Source organism: Salisediminibacterium halotolerans (assembly GCF_003814815.1).
Classification (GTDB): domain Bacteria; phylum Bacillota; class Bacilli; order Bacillales; family Salisediminibacteriaceae; genus Salisediminibacterium; species Salisediminibacterium halotolerans.
This window is the reverse complement of the sequence record NZ_RKQQ01000003.1, coordinates 437,213-452,655: the sequence shown is the minus strand read 5'-3', so window position 1 is coordinate 452,655 and position 15,443 is coordinate 437,213. Positions and strand designations below refer to the sequence as shown.

Here is a 15,443-nt window from a genome sequence, read left to right as displayed (position 1 = left end):
AAAAAACGGTTCTTTGTTTGACTCGCATACGTTAATGATAGTGAGAAATGATCAAATGAGCAAATGCGTTTATATCGGTTCTGACCGTATTTTCTGATAAATGTCATCTTCAGTAATGCTGAGAACGTTCATCTTATTTATTGCTCGCTTATTGTAAAGAATACAAGCAAATGCAAATTATTTTTGGATATAATTCCCACATATGAGATCAAAAAAGCCCCGGCTGAATAAACAGCCGGGACTTGGGGGGTGGAGGGATCAGTCTTGTTTCATTGCCAGTTTTTTGCGTTTCTCTTCGCGTTCACGCGTGCTTTTGTCGAGCACTTTTTTCCGCAGGCGGATGGACTGAGGTGTCACTTCGCAGTACTCATCTTCATTAAGAAACTCGAGCGCTTCTTCAAGCGTCATAATTCTCGGTTTTTTCATCGTCACTGTTTGGTCTTTCGTAGCAGACCGTACGTTTGTCTGCTGCTTCATTTTCGTCAAATTGACGGTCAAATCATTTTCGCGGGCGTGTTCGCCGACAATCATACCTTCGTAAACTTCCGTACCCGGTTCGGTGAACAATTCACCGCGGTCTTCCACTTGCATCATGCCGTAAGGCGTCACTTTGCCGTTTTCCATTGAAATAAGCGCGCCCTGGCGGCGGCCGCCGGTATATCCTTCAGCGAGCGGCAAGAAGCGGTCGAAGCTGTGGTTTAAAATCCCGTAACCTTTCGTCAGCGCCATAAATTCAGTCGTATAACCGATTAAGCCGCGGGAAGGGATAAGAAAATCCATGCGCACTTGGCCGTCGCCTTTATTCGTCATATTAAGCATTTCGCCTTTTCGTTCACCGAGCGATTCCATCACCGCTCCGGTGTAATCATCAGGCACATCCACTTGCGCCATTTCGTAAGGTTCGCACTTTTTGCCGTCAATTTCGCGTATGATAACTTCCGGCTTGGATACTTGCAGTTCAAAACCTTCGCGTCGAAGATTTTCAATCAAAATGGATAAATGCAGTTCACCGCGTCCGGAAACTTTCCAAACATCCGGCGAGTCGGTATTTTCAACTTCTAAACTGACGTCTGTTTCCACTTGCGTCATTAAACGGGACTCGATTTTGCGGCTTGTAATATAATCGCCCTCGCGTCCTGCAAACGGACTGTTATTAACGAGGAACGTCATTTGCAGCGTAGGCTCATCGATGCGCACGAGGGGAAGGGGGTCCATATGATCGGCCGGACAGATTGTTTCGCCGACCATAATGTCTTCAATCCCGGCGATCGCAATCAAATCTCCGGCTTCAGCTTCTTCAATTTCCATTCGTTTTAAGCCGAGAAAACCAAACAGCTTAGTAATACGAAACGATTTCGTTGAACCGTCCCGCTTATATAAAGACACTTGGTCGCCGACTTTAACTTTTCCGCGGAAGACGCGGCCGACACCGATTCGTCCGAGGTACTCGTTATAATCGAGCATCGTCACCTGAAACTGGAGCGGTTCATCGGCGTTGTATACAGGCGCCGGCACATTTTCAATCACCGATTCAAAAACGTCTTTCATCGAAGCGACTTGATTTTCCGGAGCAGGGTCCAAGCTGGACGTGCCGTTGATCGCTGATGTATAAATGACGGGAAAATCGAGCTGATCTTCATCCGCGCCGAGATCAATCAGCAAATCAACAACTTCATCAATCACTTCTGCCGGACGCGCCATCGGCCGATCGATCTTATTAACGACAACGACAGGGCGCAGTTTTTGTTCCATCGCTTTTTTCAACACAAACCGCGTTTGCGGCATGCAGCCTTCAAACGCATCGACGACGAGCAAAACACCGTCAACCATTTTCAAAATCCGCTCAACTTCACCGCCAAAATCGGCGTGACCCGGGGTGTCGAGAATGTTGATCCTAGTACCTTCATAATCCACCGCCGTATTTTTAGCTAAAATCGTAATGCCTCGTTCTTTTTCAATATCAATCGAATCCATTGCGCGCTCGGAAACTTGCTCATGTTTACGGAACGTGCCCGATTGTTTAAGCATTTCATCCACCAATGTTGTTTTACCGTGGTCGACGTGGGCAATAATCGCAATGTTTCGGATGTCTGTTCGTTTAGTCATGCAAAAGCTCCTTCTTATTTAAACTGATTCAACCTAACAATTATACCATAAACACATGAAATACGGGAGGGGTTATTTTATCTGTCCGTCGCCCAACACGTGATATTGGATCGTTGTTAATGCCGGCAGCCCCATCGGTCCGCGGGCATGAAGCTTTTGCGTACTGATACCGATCTCTGCCCCGAAACCGAATTCAAAGCCGTCTGTAAAACGCGTTGACGCGTTATGATACAGTGTCGCCGCATCGATACTTGCAAAAAATGTTTCCACGTTTTCGCTGTTCTGCGAAACAATCGCTTCAGAATGCTTCGTGCTGTAGCGGCGAATATGCTCGACCGCATCAGATAAATCCGCTGCAACTTTTACAGCCAATTTTAAATCGAGAAATTCGGCTGCGAAATCTTCTTCGGATGCCGGTAAGATCGCTTCGGAATAAGAACGGCTTTGTTCGTCGCCGACAATAGTCACACCGTGTTCTTCTAGCGATTCGATCAAGCGCGGAAGGTGATGGGCGGCCCAACTTTCATGTACGACTACCGTTTCGCACGCGTTACAAACTGACGGGCGCTGCGTTTTTGCATTCACGGTGATTTGCACCGCCATGTCACGATCAGCAGATTCATCGATGTAAACATGACAGTTGCCTGCTCCTGTCTCAATAACCGGGACAGAAGATTCATTCACTACTTGATTGATTAAAGCTGCGCCCCCGCGAGGGATCAAGACATCAATATCGCCGTGCATCGTAAACATTTCCTTAAGCGCCGTTCGCTCCGTATCTTCAATCAACTGCACTGCATGGGCGGGCAAGCCCGCTTTTTCTAAACCAGTCTGAATAATTTCGGTCAATACTCGGTTCGAGGAGAGGGTGGAGGAGCTGCCGCGCAGTAAAATTGTATTGCCGGTTTTTATCGCGAGACTCGCGGCATCGACCGTAACATTTGGACGCGCTTCATAAATCATTCCGATCACCCCGAGCGGCACGGTTTTCTCTTGGATTGTCAACCCGTTTGGGCGTTTGTTTTCGGATTTAACCGTCCCGATCGGATCGGGCAAATCAACAAGGTGATAAATCGCGTCTATAATATCATCAAGGCGCTGATCTGTCAGTGTTAAACGATCGATTAAGGCTGCAGATAAGCCGTTGCTTTTGCCACGCTCGACATCTTCGGTGTTTGCCGCTAAAACCTCGCTGCGGTTTTTATCCAAACAGCTCGCCAAGTTTTCAAGCGCTTCATGTTTTATATCTGTCGATGCTTTTGACATGGCGACAACGGAAGCTTGTGCCTGATCGGTCTTTTGCTTCACTTCTGAACTCATAAAGATTCTCCTTTCTTCTCTTCTTTAATCGTAATCCAGTCATCACGGTGAATCGCCGTGCGCGTTTTGGAGGCAGGTGATGAGCCTGAAGCTATCATCGTCGCCAATTCGTTTTTTGAAATGCCCGCTTTGCCGTTTCCGAGCAGGTTGCCGTCACTGTCGTACACAGTGATCACGTCACCTTCAATAAATTCTCCTTGCACACTGATAATACCGACGGGTAGGAGGCTGTGATAGTTTTCCACCAGCGCTTCGGCCGCCCCGTTATCAACGGTGAGGCTCCCTTTAATGTCGGAGTGGAAGGCAATCCACTGTTTTTTTGTTTTCATCGGCCGATCTGTCGTAGGGTATAAATAGGTGCCGTTTCCTTGACCGGCAATGACGTCGTGAACTGCATGCTGATGAATACCGTTGCCGATAAAAACAGGAACTCCCATAGACAAAGCCCTGTCTGCTGCAGATAACTTTGATTTCATCCCGCCGGTGCCGACAGAGGAAGAACTCGAATTATCGATCCCGTCGATTAACTCAGCTGGGAGTCCAGTCAGTGAATAAATTTTTTCGGCGTGCGCATCGGTCAACGGGTTGCCGTTGTATATGCCGTCAACATCTGTCCAAATAATCAGCTGGTCCGCATGGATAAAGCCGCTGACAAGCGATGCGAGCATATCATTGTCACCAAATGTCAGTTCATCGACAGCGGTTGCATCATTTTCGTTAATAATCGGGACGACTCCGCGCTTAAACAGCTCATCAAACGTATTAAACATATGATGATAACGCTCTTCGTCCGTAAAATCAGCTCTCGTCAGCAATAACTGGGCGGAAACTACGCCGTTTGCGTTGAGACGGTCTTGATAATGGCGCATTAAAACGGTTTGACCGACTGAGGCGGCGGCTTGTTTTCCTTTTAACGTTTGCGGTCGGACCGGATAACCCATTTCGCCGAATCCGGCTGAGACAGCTCCTGAAGAAATGACAATCACTTCGTAATTGTCCCGATAAGAGGCAGCAATCATTTGTGTCACATGCTCCATCTGTTTTTCCGACAGCTTTCCTTGATTCGTTGTCAGCGAACTGCTGCCGATTTTAATCACAATGCGTTTTTTCGCCATTTGTTTCACCTCCGGATATACAAAAACAGACTTCGTCCTTAAATAAGGACGAAGTCTGTCAGCTCCGCGGTACCACCTTGTTTGAACCGCTTTTTCCGTTAAGCGGAACCTCTCATTCGCGATTAACGCTCACGGCACGTGTAACTTCACAAAAAGGAAGCAGGTTCATCAGTCTTGTACAGCAGGAAATTTTTCAGCCGATGAATTTCCTTCTCTGTCTGTCCAGTGTCTGATTACTGATCTTCACGGTCACTCATTTATTTTCCTCTGTAACAAAGTATTATCGATGATTCAAAGCACGTTGTCAAGATAAAGCTTTTAATTAATTAATGACTGAAGCGGGGCGGGAATCCTGCCGCCGCGGGCGATCATTTTATCTGAATTAAACGGGCTGATGCCGATCACAGGAGCGCGGCCGAGCAGCCCGCCGAATTCAACTAAATCCCCTTCATTTTTGCCGGGAACAGGAATAATTCGAACCGCGGTCGTTTTTTTATTGATCATGCCGATCGCCATTTCATCAGCAATCAATCCGGACAGCGAGGCGGGAGTCGCATCGCCTGAAACAGCGATCATGTCGAGACCGACGGAACAAACGCACGTCATCGCTTCGAGCTTGTTTAAACTTAAAGCGCCGTCTTCCAAGCCTTTGATCATCCCGTTATCTTCGCTCACGGGGATGAATGCGCCGCTTAACCCGCCGACATACGAACTGGCCATGGCGCCGCCTTTTTTAACCGCATCGTTCATCAATGCCAGTGCCGCGATCGTTCCGTGCGTCCCGACGCGCTCAAGGCCGATTTCTTCGAGAATTTCCGCAACGCTGTCATTCATCGCGTTTGTCGGAGCAAGCGAGAGATCCATAATACCAAACGGCAGCTCGAGCCGGTCGGCAACGACGCGGCCCATCAGCTCACCCGCGCGGGTAATTTTAAACACCGTACGTTTAATCACTTCGGACACTTCGCCCAAGTCAGCATCAGGATGTTTTTTCAAGGCATTCAAGACCACACCGGGACCGCTGACGCCGACATTAATCACCGCTTCACCTTCGCCGGAGCCGTGAAACGCACCGGCCATAAACGGGTTGTCTTCAACCGGATTGCAAAAAACAACGAGTTTCGCGTTGGCAATGCCGTTTTGATCTTGCGTGCGTACTGCTGCATCGTGAATGATTTCGCCCATTTCCCGTACAGCGTCCATATTGATGCCTGTCGCAGTGGTCGCAACAGAAACAGAAGCGCAAACGCGTTCCGTCTCACTCAGCGCTTCGGCTAAACTTTTAAGCAATACATTATCGCCGCGGGTTGTTCCTTTATGAACGAGGGCGGAGAACCCGCCGATAAAATCGACACCGATATCCGTTGCCGCTTGATCGAGAGTTTTCGCGAGCATAACAGCATCGTCAGTGCTTGCTTGGCCGAGCAATTCAGCAGCCGGGGTAATCGCAATGCGTTTATTGATAATCGGAATGCCGTATTCTTTTTCGACTTGTTCCGCCGTTTCCCGCAACTCACCGGCATAACCGACGATTTTTTGATAAACTTTTTCATTCATTTTTTCAGCATCAGCATCGATGCAATCTCTCAAACTGATGCCCATAGTAACAGTCCGAACGTCTAAGCTTTCCATCTGGACCATCCGAATCGTTTCCTGGATTTCTGTAAACGCAATATTCATAGTTTTCACTCCCTAATCCTAAATCCGGTGCATCGATTGAAAAATATCTTCACGCTGCATATCAATTTGCAGCTGCATATCCTGCTCGATCTTTTCAAGATCAGCCTGGAGTTTCTCTAAATCAGCCGCTCGGCTTAAATCGACGATCATCATCATCGTAAAGAAATCCTGCAAAATTGTCTGACTGATATCGAGAACGTTTAATTGATTATCGGCCAACGCCGTGGTCACTTTCGCAATTATACCGACCTGATCTTTCCCGACGACTGTAATAACCGCCCGTTGCTGTTCCATCATACATCTTCCTTTCCGTAGTTGAATCCATTAAAAAAAGATTGGATAACCATCCAATCCCGCAAGAAAACTGTGCAAAGCTGCACTGCTTCTTCTGTCCGTTTGCCTGAGATCATGAATCCTTCGGCGCCGTCTGCGGAACGGTCTCTCCAGAAGCGGCTCCAGCAATAGTTTTATCCACGCCTTCACTGCCCGTTGTATTAACTTGAATCAATTAGATACTATCAGCTTTTCGCACGCCGGTCAACGGCTTTCGGGCGTTAACATCCAACGTGCAAATGCTGTTTGTCCGTGACCGGGACACAAACTCCGTGTTATAGTGAACGAGACTACATACGCTGACTGCAAGGAATGATCAATGGTGCTTGATAAGTGGATCGTATTTACAGCAGGCGTTTTATCCGTTTTGACGTTTCTGTTTATGTATGAATATTTCACACTCGAAAACGAAGAGGAAACAACATGGGACCGCCATGAAAGTTTTGAAGAAGCAGGTTGGAACCCGGATGCGCTTTTGCAGGCGAGAAATTATTATGAATCAATCAATTCTACCGCGCTCATGGTCATTTATGACGGCGACGTGCTGCTTTCTTGGGGAGATGTAACGAGAAACACGAACGCCCATTCCGTGCGGAAAAGCTTTTTGAGCGCGCTGTACGGCATCGAACTTGAAAAGGGCACCTTTGAGCTGCACGAGACACTGTTTGATTTTGAAATAGAGGAAGACCCGCCGCTGACAAATTTAGAAAAACGCGCCCGGCTCTCACATTTGCTCTCTTCTACGTCAGGGGTGTATTTGCCTGCCGGGGAAGAGTCGTGGGGGATGAGGCAAGCCCGGCCGGCAAGGGAATCATTTTTGCCCGGAACGTACTACTATTATAACAACTGGGATTTTAATGTGCTCGGGACGATTTATAACCAAGAAACCGAGCGGGACTTGTTTGAAGATTTTGCCGACCGCATCGCCGAACCGCTCGGAATGGAAGATTTTGAGCTCGGCAACACGAACTACCGTTATGAAAACCGCCGCTCGCTTCATCCGTCCTATTTATTTCGCATGTCGGCGCGCGACTTTGCTCGATTTGGCCAGTTGTATTTGCAGGAAGGCAAATGGGAAGGGGAACAAATTGTCCCGCAAGACTGGGTGGAAAAAAGCACTTCCCCGCAAGCAGAAGTGCCCTCAAATGATTTAATGGATTACGGATACTTATGGTGGACAGCTGTCGAACCGCCGTTCAGCGATTTGGACATGTTCTCCGCGATCGGCCGCTACGGCCAGTCGATTGAGGTAATTCCTGAACGCGACCTCGTATTTGTGCATCGGGTCGACTCAAATCAGGAAGCATTCACCGTGGCGCAAGACAGCGTCAATAACTTGCAGCGCCTGCAGCTGCTGCAGCTGATTCTCGATTCACAGATCCAAGAAGATCGCTAAGGCTCCGGAGCAAATGCCGGAGCCTTTTATTTAAGCAGCTTTTTTGCCGGTATCATAAGGGATCCCGATTTTTCCGACAAATAAAAACCCGTATGGCGTTTTATTTAACAAGAAGATCACAAAAATCGAACTGAACAGACTGAATATAAACAGAACCGGAATATACATCAGCAGCAGATCGTACGGGAAAAATTGCTGATAAACGTAGTCCATAATGAATATGAACGCATAATGAAAGAGAAAGATCCCGAATGAGTAGCGGCTGATAAAAACGAGCACCCGGGGCGGTCTCGGTAAAAACGACATGATATAAAACAGAAACAGACTGATCGCTGTCGTATGCAAAAGAATATCAATTCGTTTTGAACTGTGTTCGGTCAAAATCCCGCTGTGATACATAAACATTAAAAATGCTGTTGAAACGAGCGGACCGGCGAAAATAACAAAGCGGTATTTTGTCAGCGAGTCGATAAACGATTCATAATAGTACCCAGAGTAAAAGCCGATCACAAAATAAAACACCCATCCGAACATCGGCACCCAGAAAAAACGGTCCCAAATGTAATCGCCGTGGGGGAGAAAGTCAGGCGGTGCTGTGTAGTTAAACACAGCCAAATACAGTACATTTACAGCGAGTGCCGCTGAGATCACTACTCTCGGCGACCATCGCTTCAAATAACTGTTAAAAAAGTAATGAACGAGATAAAACTGAAAAATGATTAACACAAAATAACCGTGATAATCCCCGACGAAAATATTCATCAAAGCTTTCGTCCCCCAAAATTCTACGCCGAGTTGAAAAAAAGGAATCGAATACAAAAGGCCCATCGTGATATACGGGATCATAATAAACTTCAGCCGCTTTTGCAAAAAATTTCCCGGCAGGCGGCGTGAACGATAAGAATAGGAAATAACAAATTCAGAGATAAAAACAAACATCGGCGTTCCGTAGTACAAAAACACCTGTAAGGAGTCGAGCAAAGTATAAACGACCGTTCCGAGTTCCTCCGGCGAATGAGCTGAAAGCGCAATGTATATGCTGTGCAACAGAACGATTCCTATACAGCCAAGACTCCGCAATACGAATATTTCTTTGATCATTTGCGGACTTTTCATATGGTTCACCCAATTTCTTTCCGAGCTTAAAGCAGAGTATTGCAATAATCACAATGTATCATTCTATCACTTCCGTTCAAGATTGACGAGGAGAGTTTCTCGGCTTAGTATGTAAAACTGTGGTTTAAACGTTTTGCCAATCCATTCTAATCATGAAAGAAGGTCGACAATGAAGCAAACAGGTACATATTTCATTTTAATCACCGTCATGTTCATTTGGGGGATGAATGTTGTCGCTGTAAAATTTCTCGTTGAACATTTCGACCCGGTCATGATGCAAGGACTTCGAATCGGTACAGCCGGACTGGCGGCATTGATCGTTTTATATTTTCTGAAAGATTTGCGGAAAGTGACCCGGACAGAACTGATATTTATCATCGCCGGCGCTTTATTCGGTCAAGTTGCTCATCACTCATTGCTAGCTGTTGGCTTGCAGTACACGACAGCTTCAAACGGATCGCTTATTCTCGGTTTAATTCCGATCACGACCGCGGTGCTTGCGATGATCTTCTTAAATGAGAATGTCACGAAATCCCGTTTCACCGGGATCTTGCTCGGATTCGGCGGTGTCGCGCTTGTCGTGATCAACCCGGGCGATCCAGCCGGCGCCGTATCATCAGGGGATCTCCTCGTGTTCCTCTCGATGTTTGCGCAAGCAATATCGTTTATCATTATCCGAAAAGTGACAGGGACGTTGTCGTCGCGTCAATTAACAGCGATGATGCTGTTAATCGGTTCAATCAGTTTAGTCGGTATCAGTTTCGCTGTCGAACCGGTTACTGCTGAGCCGTTTTTAACTGCCGGAACCTTGGTATGGTCAGTCTTTTTCTCTTCAGCAATTTTAGCAACAGGCATGGGGCACATCTTGTTTAATGCCGCGATTCAAAAAATCGGGGCCGGTAAATCGGCTGTATTCAATAACTTAGTGCCGTTTTTTGCCTTGATCGGGTCCTTTTTCTTTTTAGGTGAACAAATTTATTTAACGCAAATCGGCGGCTTCATCTTAATTGTCTTTGGTGTCCTGTTAGGGACCGGGTATATCGAGCAGCAATATTTACGGACGAAAAAATATTCGCCGCAATAAAAACCGCATGTACACACCTCAGCAACCGTGCTGAACGTAACAGAAGATGCCTGACCGTGTTAAGAGAGCGTGCAGTTAACTGCACGCTTCAGCTTATAGACAAATTATTATTTTGACGTAAGCCACGCAGCCACTACCCTCCGCTTGCCCCGGGCAAGGACTCAGCTAGTATTTGGCGGCCTCAGGCCGCCAAATACGGATCTTCGTCTCTTGCTTTCCCGGAGGCGTCGGAGGAGTGGATGCGCGGCTTCCTTTATGATGAATACACTCGATTCAAAGAAGGAGGATGACCCAGCATCCCGGCTTTTTCCCGCGGGATAGCGAGACAGACGAGACCCTGCAGGGCGTCAGCCCGAAGCGGCTCGGCGCTCGCCCGCAGGACATAAGCCGGACGATGCGCAGTCATCCGTTCCTTTTAATATGACTTCTATCGATGTCATGACTTTGTCAACACTCTGAAGCGTGCAGTTAACTGCACGCTTTTTTTGGTGCAACAAAAAATGCTCGGCAAAAAGTCTGTCAGATAACCTGACGAAAATAGTGTGTCAGAAAATTTTGACAGTATACTGAGAATCAGATCAGTTGAAAAAACTGACAAATTTTTAAAAGGAGCGTGAATCTCAAATGGATGAAATCTTTTTGATGAACAATGTCTTTATCATTATCTGTTTTGTGCTCGTATTACTCATGCAAGGGGGATTCATTCTTCTCGAAGCCGGCTCAACGCGCATGAAAAATGCCGGGCATATTGCCGGGAAAACGATTTTCACAGTCGGAATTGCTTCACTTGTGTTTTGGGCCGTCGGTTACGGATTTATTTACGGCGAAGGGAACTTATTCATAGGTTTATCAGATTTCTTTTACGGTGATTTTACATCTGAGGTCGACGGTTTAGCGGGGTCGGTTGATTTTATGTTTCAGCTTGCCTTCGCTGCAATTGCCTTAACAATTGCGTTTGGCGGGTTTGCTGAGCGGGCGAAACTTTCTGCTTACATCGTATTTGCCGTTTTGTTCTCAGCAGCTGTGTATCCGGTCGTAGCGCACTGGATCTGGGGCGACGGCTGGTTGGCCGGACTCGGTAAGCAAGATTTTGCCGGATCAACCGTCGTGCACTTAACCGGCGCAATGGCCGCACTTGCTGCAACGATCGTATTAAAACCGCGGATCGGCAAATACAACAAAGACGGTTCAGCGAACAACTTAGCCGGACACAACCAAGTATACACCGCGCTCGGTGTGCTGCTTTTATGGGTCGGCTGGTTCGGTTTTAACGGCGGGAGCACGCTTGGCGTAGAAGGTGCCTTTTTCGGTTACGTTTCCTTAACAACGCAGCTCGCAGCAGCGGCCGGGGCATTGGCAGCCATGCTTACGGTGATGGCTCTTACCGGTAAAGCCGATGTGCCGACGATGCTTAACGGAGCCCTGGCCGGACTCGTTGCGATTACAGCTTCAACCGCTTTTGTCGCCACTTGGGCAGCTGTTGTGATCGGGTTGATCGCCGGTGTTCTCGTATATTTGAGCATGCTTTTCTTTGATAAAATGAAGATCGACGATCCGATTTTCGCACTCTCCGTGCACGGTGTTGCCGGTATTTGGGGTACATTGTCAACCGGCTTCTTCGCGACACCGGCCTTGGCAGAAATGAACGGCGGCCAAGCCGGGCTTCTCTACGGCGGCGGATTGGCTCAACTAGGGGTTCAATTTACCGGCGTTGCCGTTTCCGGAATTTACGCTTTCGTCGCAGCCTTCATTATTCTTAAAGCAATGAGCGCCGTACTCGGCGGAATCCGTGTCAGTGAGGAAGAAGAGCTGATGGGGCTTGATATCAGCGAACACGGCAGTTACGGTTACCCGGAAAATATTCGTGAAGACGAAAAATTTGGAGCATAACATGCTAAATGAAACGTTGTCACAGCATCAATTAAATCAATGGCACGATCAGCAGGCATACAATGCTTGCGAGTGTGCGGTGACGATCACAGAACGAGCGTGGGGCCGAGCCCCCGCTCCTTTTGTGTTTTTCTTGACCGGAAGCGGAGGAAGGAAGGAACAATCAGTTCGAAGCGACCAAGATCACGGCATCATTTTTTGGGGGAAAGACGAAGAACAGGCATATTTCCAATACCTCGGCGAACAAATTACGCATCAATTAGAAAAAGCCGGTTATCCGCGCTGTGAAGGAAAAGTGATGAGCAATCACGCCGCTTGGTGTCAAAGTTACCACGCTTGGTTTTCGCAAATTGACGAATGGCTCGAAGAAAACAGCTGGAGCAGTCTGCGGTATTTATTGATTTTCAGTGATGCCCGGGCTTTGTATGGCGCAAAATGGCTGCTGGATGATATTAAAAACAGCTTATTTCAGCAGATTGCCCCGGGGTCGAACGCGATGAAACGACTGATTGAAAATACCGCTCACCGCCAGCGCGGAATCAATGCGATCGGACAAATCCTCACGGTGTCTAACGGGGAGTATCAAGGGACCTTTAATTTCAAAGAACAAGTGCTTTACCCCGTTGTTCACGCCGCCAGACTATGGGCCTTCCGGGAAAATCTGCAGCCGACGTCAACGATCGAGCGACTCGGGGCATTGCAGGGTAAACATAGTAACACGCCGCAAGTTCCCGGCTGGTTTGAAAAAGCACTGGAGCTGCGGCTCAAATATTGCCGGCGCGATAAAACAGAAGGTATTCATTTTATTAACCCGGGCTATTTCACAAAATCGGAAACAGCGCTCGTTAAAAAATGGATGACAGACGGCGCGCGTTTCATGCGCAAAACCGAACAGCAGCTTTTACATGAATGTAAAAAGAGGTGACGCACGTGAATCCGTTATTTGATTGGATGAAAAACATATCCGGTTCCTTGATCGATCAAACGATATACCCCGGTTCCGGCAGCCAGGATCCGAAAAAAATCGCCTATTTGCGTCATTTAAAAAAAGAGATCCGTCAGCGAAAAACGCTGGACGTACCGTTTGATGACCTTCATATTACCGTTGTAGATATAGAAACGACAGGCTTTTATCCGTTAAAAGGGGATCAGATTTTATCGATCGGCGCACAAAAGATCCGCAACAATCGGCCGCTCGAAAACGAAACATTTTATACACTCATCCAGCATGACCGGCCGATCAGTGAAGAGATTCAGCAGTTAACCGGCCTTTCGGAACGAGAACTGCAAAGTGCACCGGAAAAGAAACATGCGCTTCATTCGTTTTATTCGTTTACGAAAGAAGAAACGCTCGCTGCTCATCATGCAGCCCATGAAAAAGCATTTTTGCAGCAGGCAACGTGGTCGGTTTATAAAACCGGGTTCCCGCACCGGATCGTCGATACAGTTTTGTTAACGTCCTTAATCAGCGATTTAAAACAGCTTAAAGACTTGGAAGACTGCTGCCGCTTTTTTCAAATTCCGCTGAACGGCCGTCATCACGCCCTTGAAGATGCAAAAATGGCTGCCAGCCTTTGGTGCTGTTCCGTCGAGCGGCTCAAAAAAGACGGGTTTCGATCACTCGGTGACGTTTACCGGTACATCGCTTCATTCCAGCGCTGACGATTCGGCAAATATACGATTGAGCACCGGATCGGTATGCAGCAACTCTTTCGCTCGGTTGCGGTGACGCTCTTCATGCAAATAGGTGTGCCGTTTCGGCTTCATCTCCGGCGCAATCTCAATCGCATAAAGCCATTCGTCCCGGTTTAAAGGCAAGGTCTGTACGTAATCAAAAAAGCCTGTCCGTTCAAACACTTTCACCATTCGTTCAGCCCGGTGTTCATGAACAAGCGCCATAAGATAAGAGGCGATGCCGACTTGAACACCGTGCATTTGCGGCTTATTTGCTGTCCTGTCCAATGCGTGGGAAATCATATGTTCAGCTCCGCTGATCGGGGAACTGTTGCCGCTGATAACGGTAGATACACCGCCCATTGCAAGCGAACTGATCAGTTCTTTCAAAAAAACCTCGCTGTATAAATCATCCATCGGCGTTCGAATGAAACTGTTGACAGCTTTTTTGCTGAGCATCGATGCAAAAGCATGGACCGTGGCTGCGCCGATCTCTGCTTCATACTCCCAATCGTATAGCGCGGTGATGTTCGACATTAAATCGCCGACTCCGGCAAGAACGAGCGGGCGCGGCGCTGTTTCAATAATAGCGGGATCTGCAACAATCCCGTACGGCACACGGGCCGGAACCGTCGTCTTTTTCCCGTCCACGTAAAGTGAACAGTTGCTTGATGCAAAGCCGTCATTGGACGGCGAAATCGGAATACTGATAAACGGCGTCCGGCGGGAAAATGCGATGTATTTTCCTGCATCAATCACTGCGCCGCCGCCCATCGCGCAAATCGCATCATACCTGTCTATTTCAAATGCTCGGCTGATGAGATCATGAATGGTCTGCTCATTTCTGTACTTGACCGCCTCAACATCAACCCCGTCCGGAGCAGCAGCTAACAGCCTGCTGCGGTAATGCTCATCGGCAAACTCGTCGAATAAAATTCCGACTTTCGTCATTCCGCGCGCTTTCAGTTTTGTATAAAACGAGGCCAACGAACCTGGTTCAATGTCCATAATATCAGGAATCGGAATGCTTAAGCCGTCATTCATCATTATACCCACCCTTCAGATTTCAGCCGCTCATGAACGTCAGCAAACGTTTCTGTCTGTTCATAGCCGACGTTTTGTTCATCCAAAATCGACACAAGTTTATCTTTGGCAAACATCCGGTCAGCTGAACGCGCCGGGTGTGAATCCGGTTCGCTGTCGCCGTAATAAAAAACGAACTCGTAATCTTTTTGCAAAGCTTCAATAACCGTTTTTTTATCAATCCCGTAGCGCTCGGAGTAAAACGGATCTGAATGGTCGAGATAAATCTGTATTCCGCCGTTTTCAAAAGAACCGCGGTTTGAAAATACCGGGATCGTCGGCAGATCATAGTAACGAATCAGCTCATGAATATAGTAATCCGTTCCGGCGCTGAGAATGATAAAGTCACCGCCGGCTTGTTTAACCGCATCGATAAACGGAAACACCCCTTCATCGAGCGGGATTTTATGAATGAGTGCGTTCAGTTCTTCAACGGAAAGCTCGGTCGCTTGAAATACCGTCGATAGAAACTCGATATCTTTCATCTCGCCGTTTTTCCATTGTTTATACAATTCCTCACCCTCAGGATAATACGACTCGATCACAATCCAATAGAAATCTTTTTTTGAGATCGTTCCGTCAAAATCGGAAACAAACGCCCACTTTTTAGTCATATAACTTCCTCCTTCAATCAACGTAAGTGTAA

The 15,443-nt window shown here is 47.5% G+C and carries 14 protein-coding genes and 1 riboswitch; of the genes, 5 read left to right on the top strand and 9 right to left on the bottom strand.

What is annotated here, in order from left to right; genetic code table 11:
• Positions 1-258: 258 nt before the first annotated feature.
• From typA to EDD67_RS07980, 5 genes are all read right to left on the bottom strand, one after another.
• The gene (gene typA / locus EDD67_RS08000) at positions 259-2,106 is read right to left on the bottom strand and encodes a translational GTPase TypA (protein WP_121438641.1); all 1,848 of its coding nucleotides are present in this window, start codon (positions 2,104-2,106) and stop codon (positions 259-261) included.
• Positions 2,107-2,178: 72 nt separating this feature from the next.
• Positions 2,179-3,426 carry a glutamate-5-semialdehyde dehydrogenase gene (locus EDD67_RS07995; protein ID WP_121438642.1) on the bottom strand — a complete coding sequence of 416 codons (1,248 nt, stop codon included), beginning with the start codon at positions 3,424-3,426 and terminating at the stop codon, positions 2,179-2,181.
• Positions 3,423-4,541 (bottom strand): glutamate 5-kinase, encoded by a 1,119-nt coding sequence (gene proB / locus EDD67_RS07990; protein WP_093072220.1) that lies wholly within the window; start codon positions 4,539-4,541, stop codon positions 3,423-3,425. Before proB ends, EDD67_RS07995 begins: the two co-directional genes overlap by 4 nt.
• Before the next feature lie 318 nt (positions 4,542-4,859).
• On the bottom strand, positions 4,860-6,221 hold the full coding sequence (locus tag EDD67_RS07985) for a PFL family protein (protein WP_093072221.1): 1,362 nt from the start codon (positions 6,219-6,221) through the stop codon (positions 4,860-4,862).
• Between the two features lie 18 nt (positions 6,222-6,239).
• Positions 6,240-6,515: an ACT domain-containing protein gene (locus tag EDD67_RS07980; protein WP_121438643.1), complete on the bottom strand. Its 276-nt coding sequence runs from the start codon at positions 6,513-6,515 to the stop codon at positions 6,240-6,242.
• A gap of 84 nt (positions 6,516-6,599) precedes the next feature.
• A riboswitch (glycine riboswitch) is annotated at positions 6,600-6,678 on the bottom strand.
• Positions 6,679-6,873: 195 nt separating this feature from the next.
• Between EDD67_RS07980 and EDD67_RS07975 the strand changes: the two genes are divergently transcribed.
• Positions 6,874-7,950 carry a serine hydrolase domain-containing protein gene (locus EDD67_RS07975; protein ID WP_242005907.1) on the top strand — a complete coding sequence of 359 codons (1,077 nt, stop codon included), beginning with the start codon at positions 6,874-6,876 and terminating at the stop codon, positions 7,948-7,950.
• Positions 7,951-7,980: 30 nt separating this feature from the next.
• On the opposite strand, the gene EDD67_RS07970 is transcribed toward EDD67_RS07975, so the two are convergent.
• A complete protein-coding gene (locus EDD67_RS07970) occupies positions 7,981-9,066 on the bottom strand; it encodes an acyltransferase family protein (RefSeq protein WP_093072223.1) in 1,086 nt (361 codons plus the stop codon).
• 169 nt (positions 9,067-9,235) lie between these two features.
• Between EDD67_RS07970 and EDD67_RS07965 the strand changes: the two genes are divergently transcribed.
• A complete protein-coding gene (locus EDD67_RS07965; protein WP_121438644.1) occupies positions 9,236-10,150 on the top strand; it encodes a DMT family transporter in 915 nt (304 codons plus the stop codon).
• A gap of 253 nt (positions 10,151-10,403) precedes the next feature.
• Here EDD67_RS07965 and EDD67_RS13900 read toward each other — a convergent pair whose 3' ends face one another.
• Positions 10,404-10,556: a hypothetical protein gene (locus EDD67_RS13900; protein ID WP_154718730.1), complete on the bottom strand. Its 153-nt coding sequence runs from the start codon at positions 10,554-10,556 to the stop codon at positions 10,404-10,406.
• A 218-nt stretch (positions 10,557-10,774) separates the two neighbouring features.
• On the opposite strand from EDD67_RS13900, the gene EDD67_RS07960 reads away from it, so the two are divergent.
• Genes EDD67_RS07960 through EDD67_RS07950 form a run of 3 tightly spaced genes read left to right on the top strand, consistent with a single transcriptional unit; the run spans position 10,775 to position 13,702 of the window.
• A complete protein-coding gene (locus tag EDD67_RS07960) occupies positions 10,775-12,040 on the top strand; it encodes an ammonium transporter (protein WP_093072225.1) in 1,266 nt (421 codons plus the stop codon).
• 1 nt (position 12,041) lies between these two features.
• Positions 12,042-12,965 carry a DUF294 nucleotidyltransferase-like domain-containing protein gene (locus EDD67_RS07955; RefSeq protein ID WP_121438645.1) on the top strand — a complete coding sequence of 308 codons (924 nt, stop codon included), beginning with the start codon at positions 12,042-12,044 and terminating at the stop codon, positions 12,963-12,965.
• Between the two features lie 5 nt (positions 12,966-12,970).
• A complete protein-coding gene (locus EDD67_RS07950) occupies positions 12,971-13,702 on the top strand; it encodes an exonuclease domain-containing protein (protein ID WP_121438646.1) in 732 nt (243 codons plus the stop codon).
• On the opposite strand, the gene EDD67_RS07945 is transcribed toward EDD67_RS07950, so the two are convergent.
• Both EDD67_RS07945 and EDD67_RS07940 read right to left on the bottom strand, forming a co-directional pair.
• On the bottom strand, positions 13,688-14,761 hold the full coding sequence (locus EDD67_RS07945) for an iron-containing alcohol dehydrogenase family protein (protein ID WP_121438647.1): 1,074 nt from the start codon (positions 14,759-14,761) through the stop codon (positions 13,688-13,690). The genes EDD67_RS07950 and EDD67_RS07945 overlap by 15 nt on opposite strands.
• Positions 14,761-15,411 carry an MtnX-like HAD-IB family phosphatase gene (locus tag EDD67_RS07940; RefSeq protein ID WP_121438648.1) on the bottom strand — a complete coding sequence of 217 codons (651 nt, stop codon included), beginning with the start codon at positions 15,409-15,411 and terminating at the stop codon, positions 14,761-14,763. The genes EDD67_RS07945 and EDD67_RS07940 overlap by 1 nt, the downstream gene beginning before the upstream one ends.
• Positions 15,412-15,443: the final 32 nt, after the last annotated feature.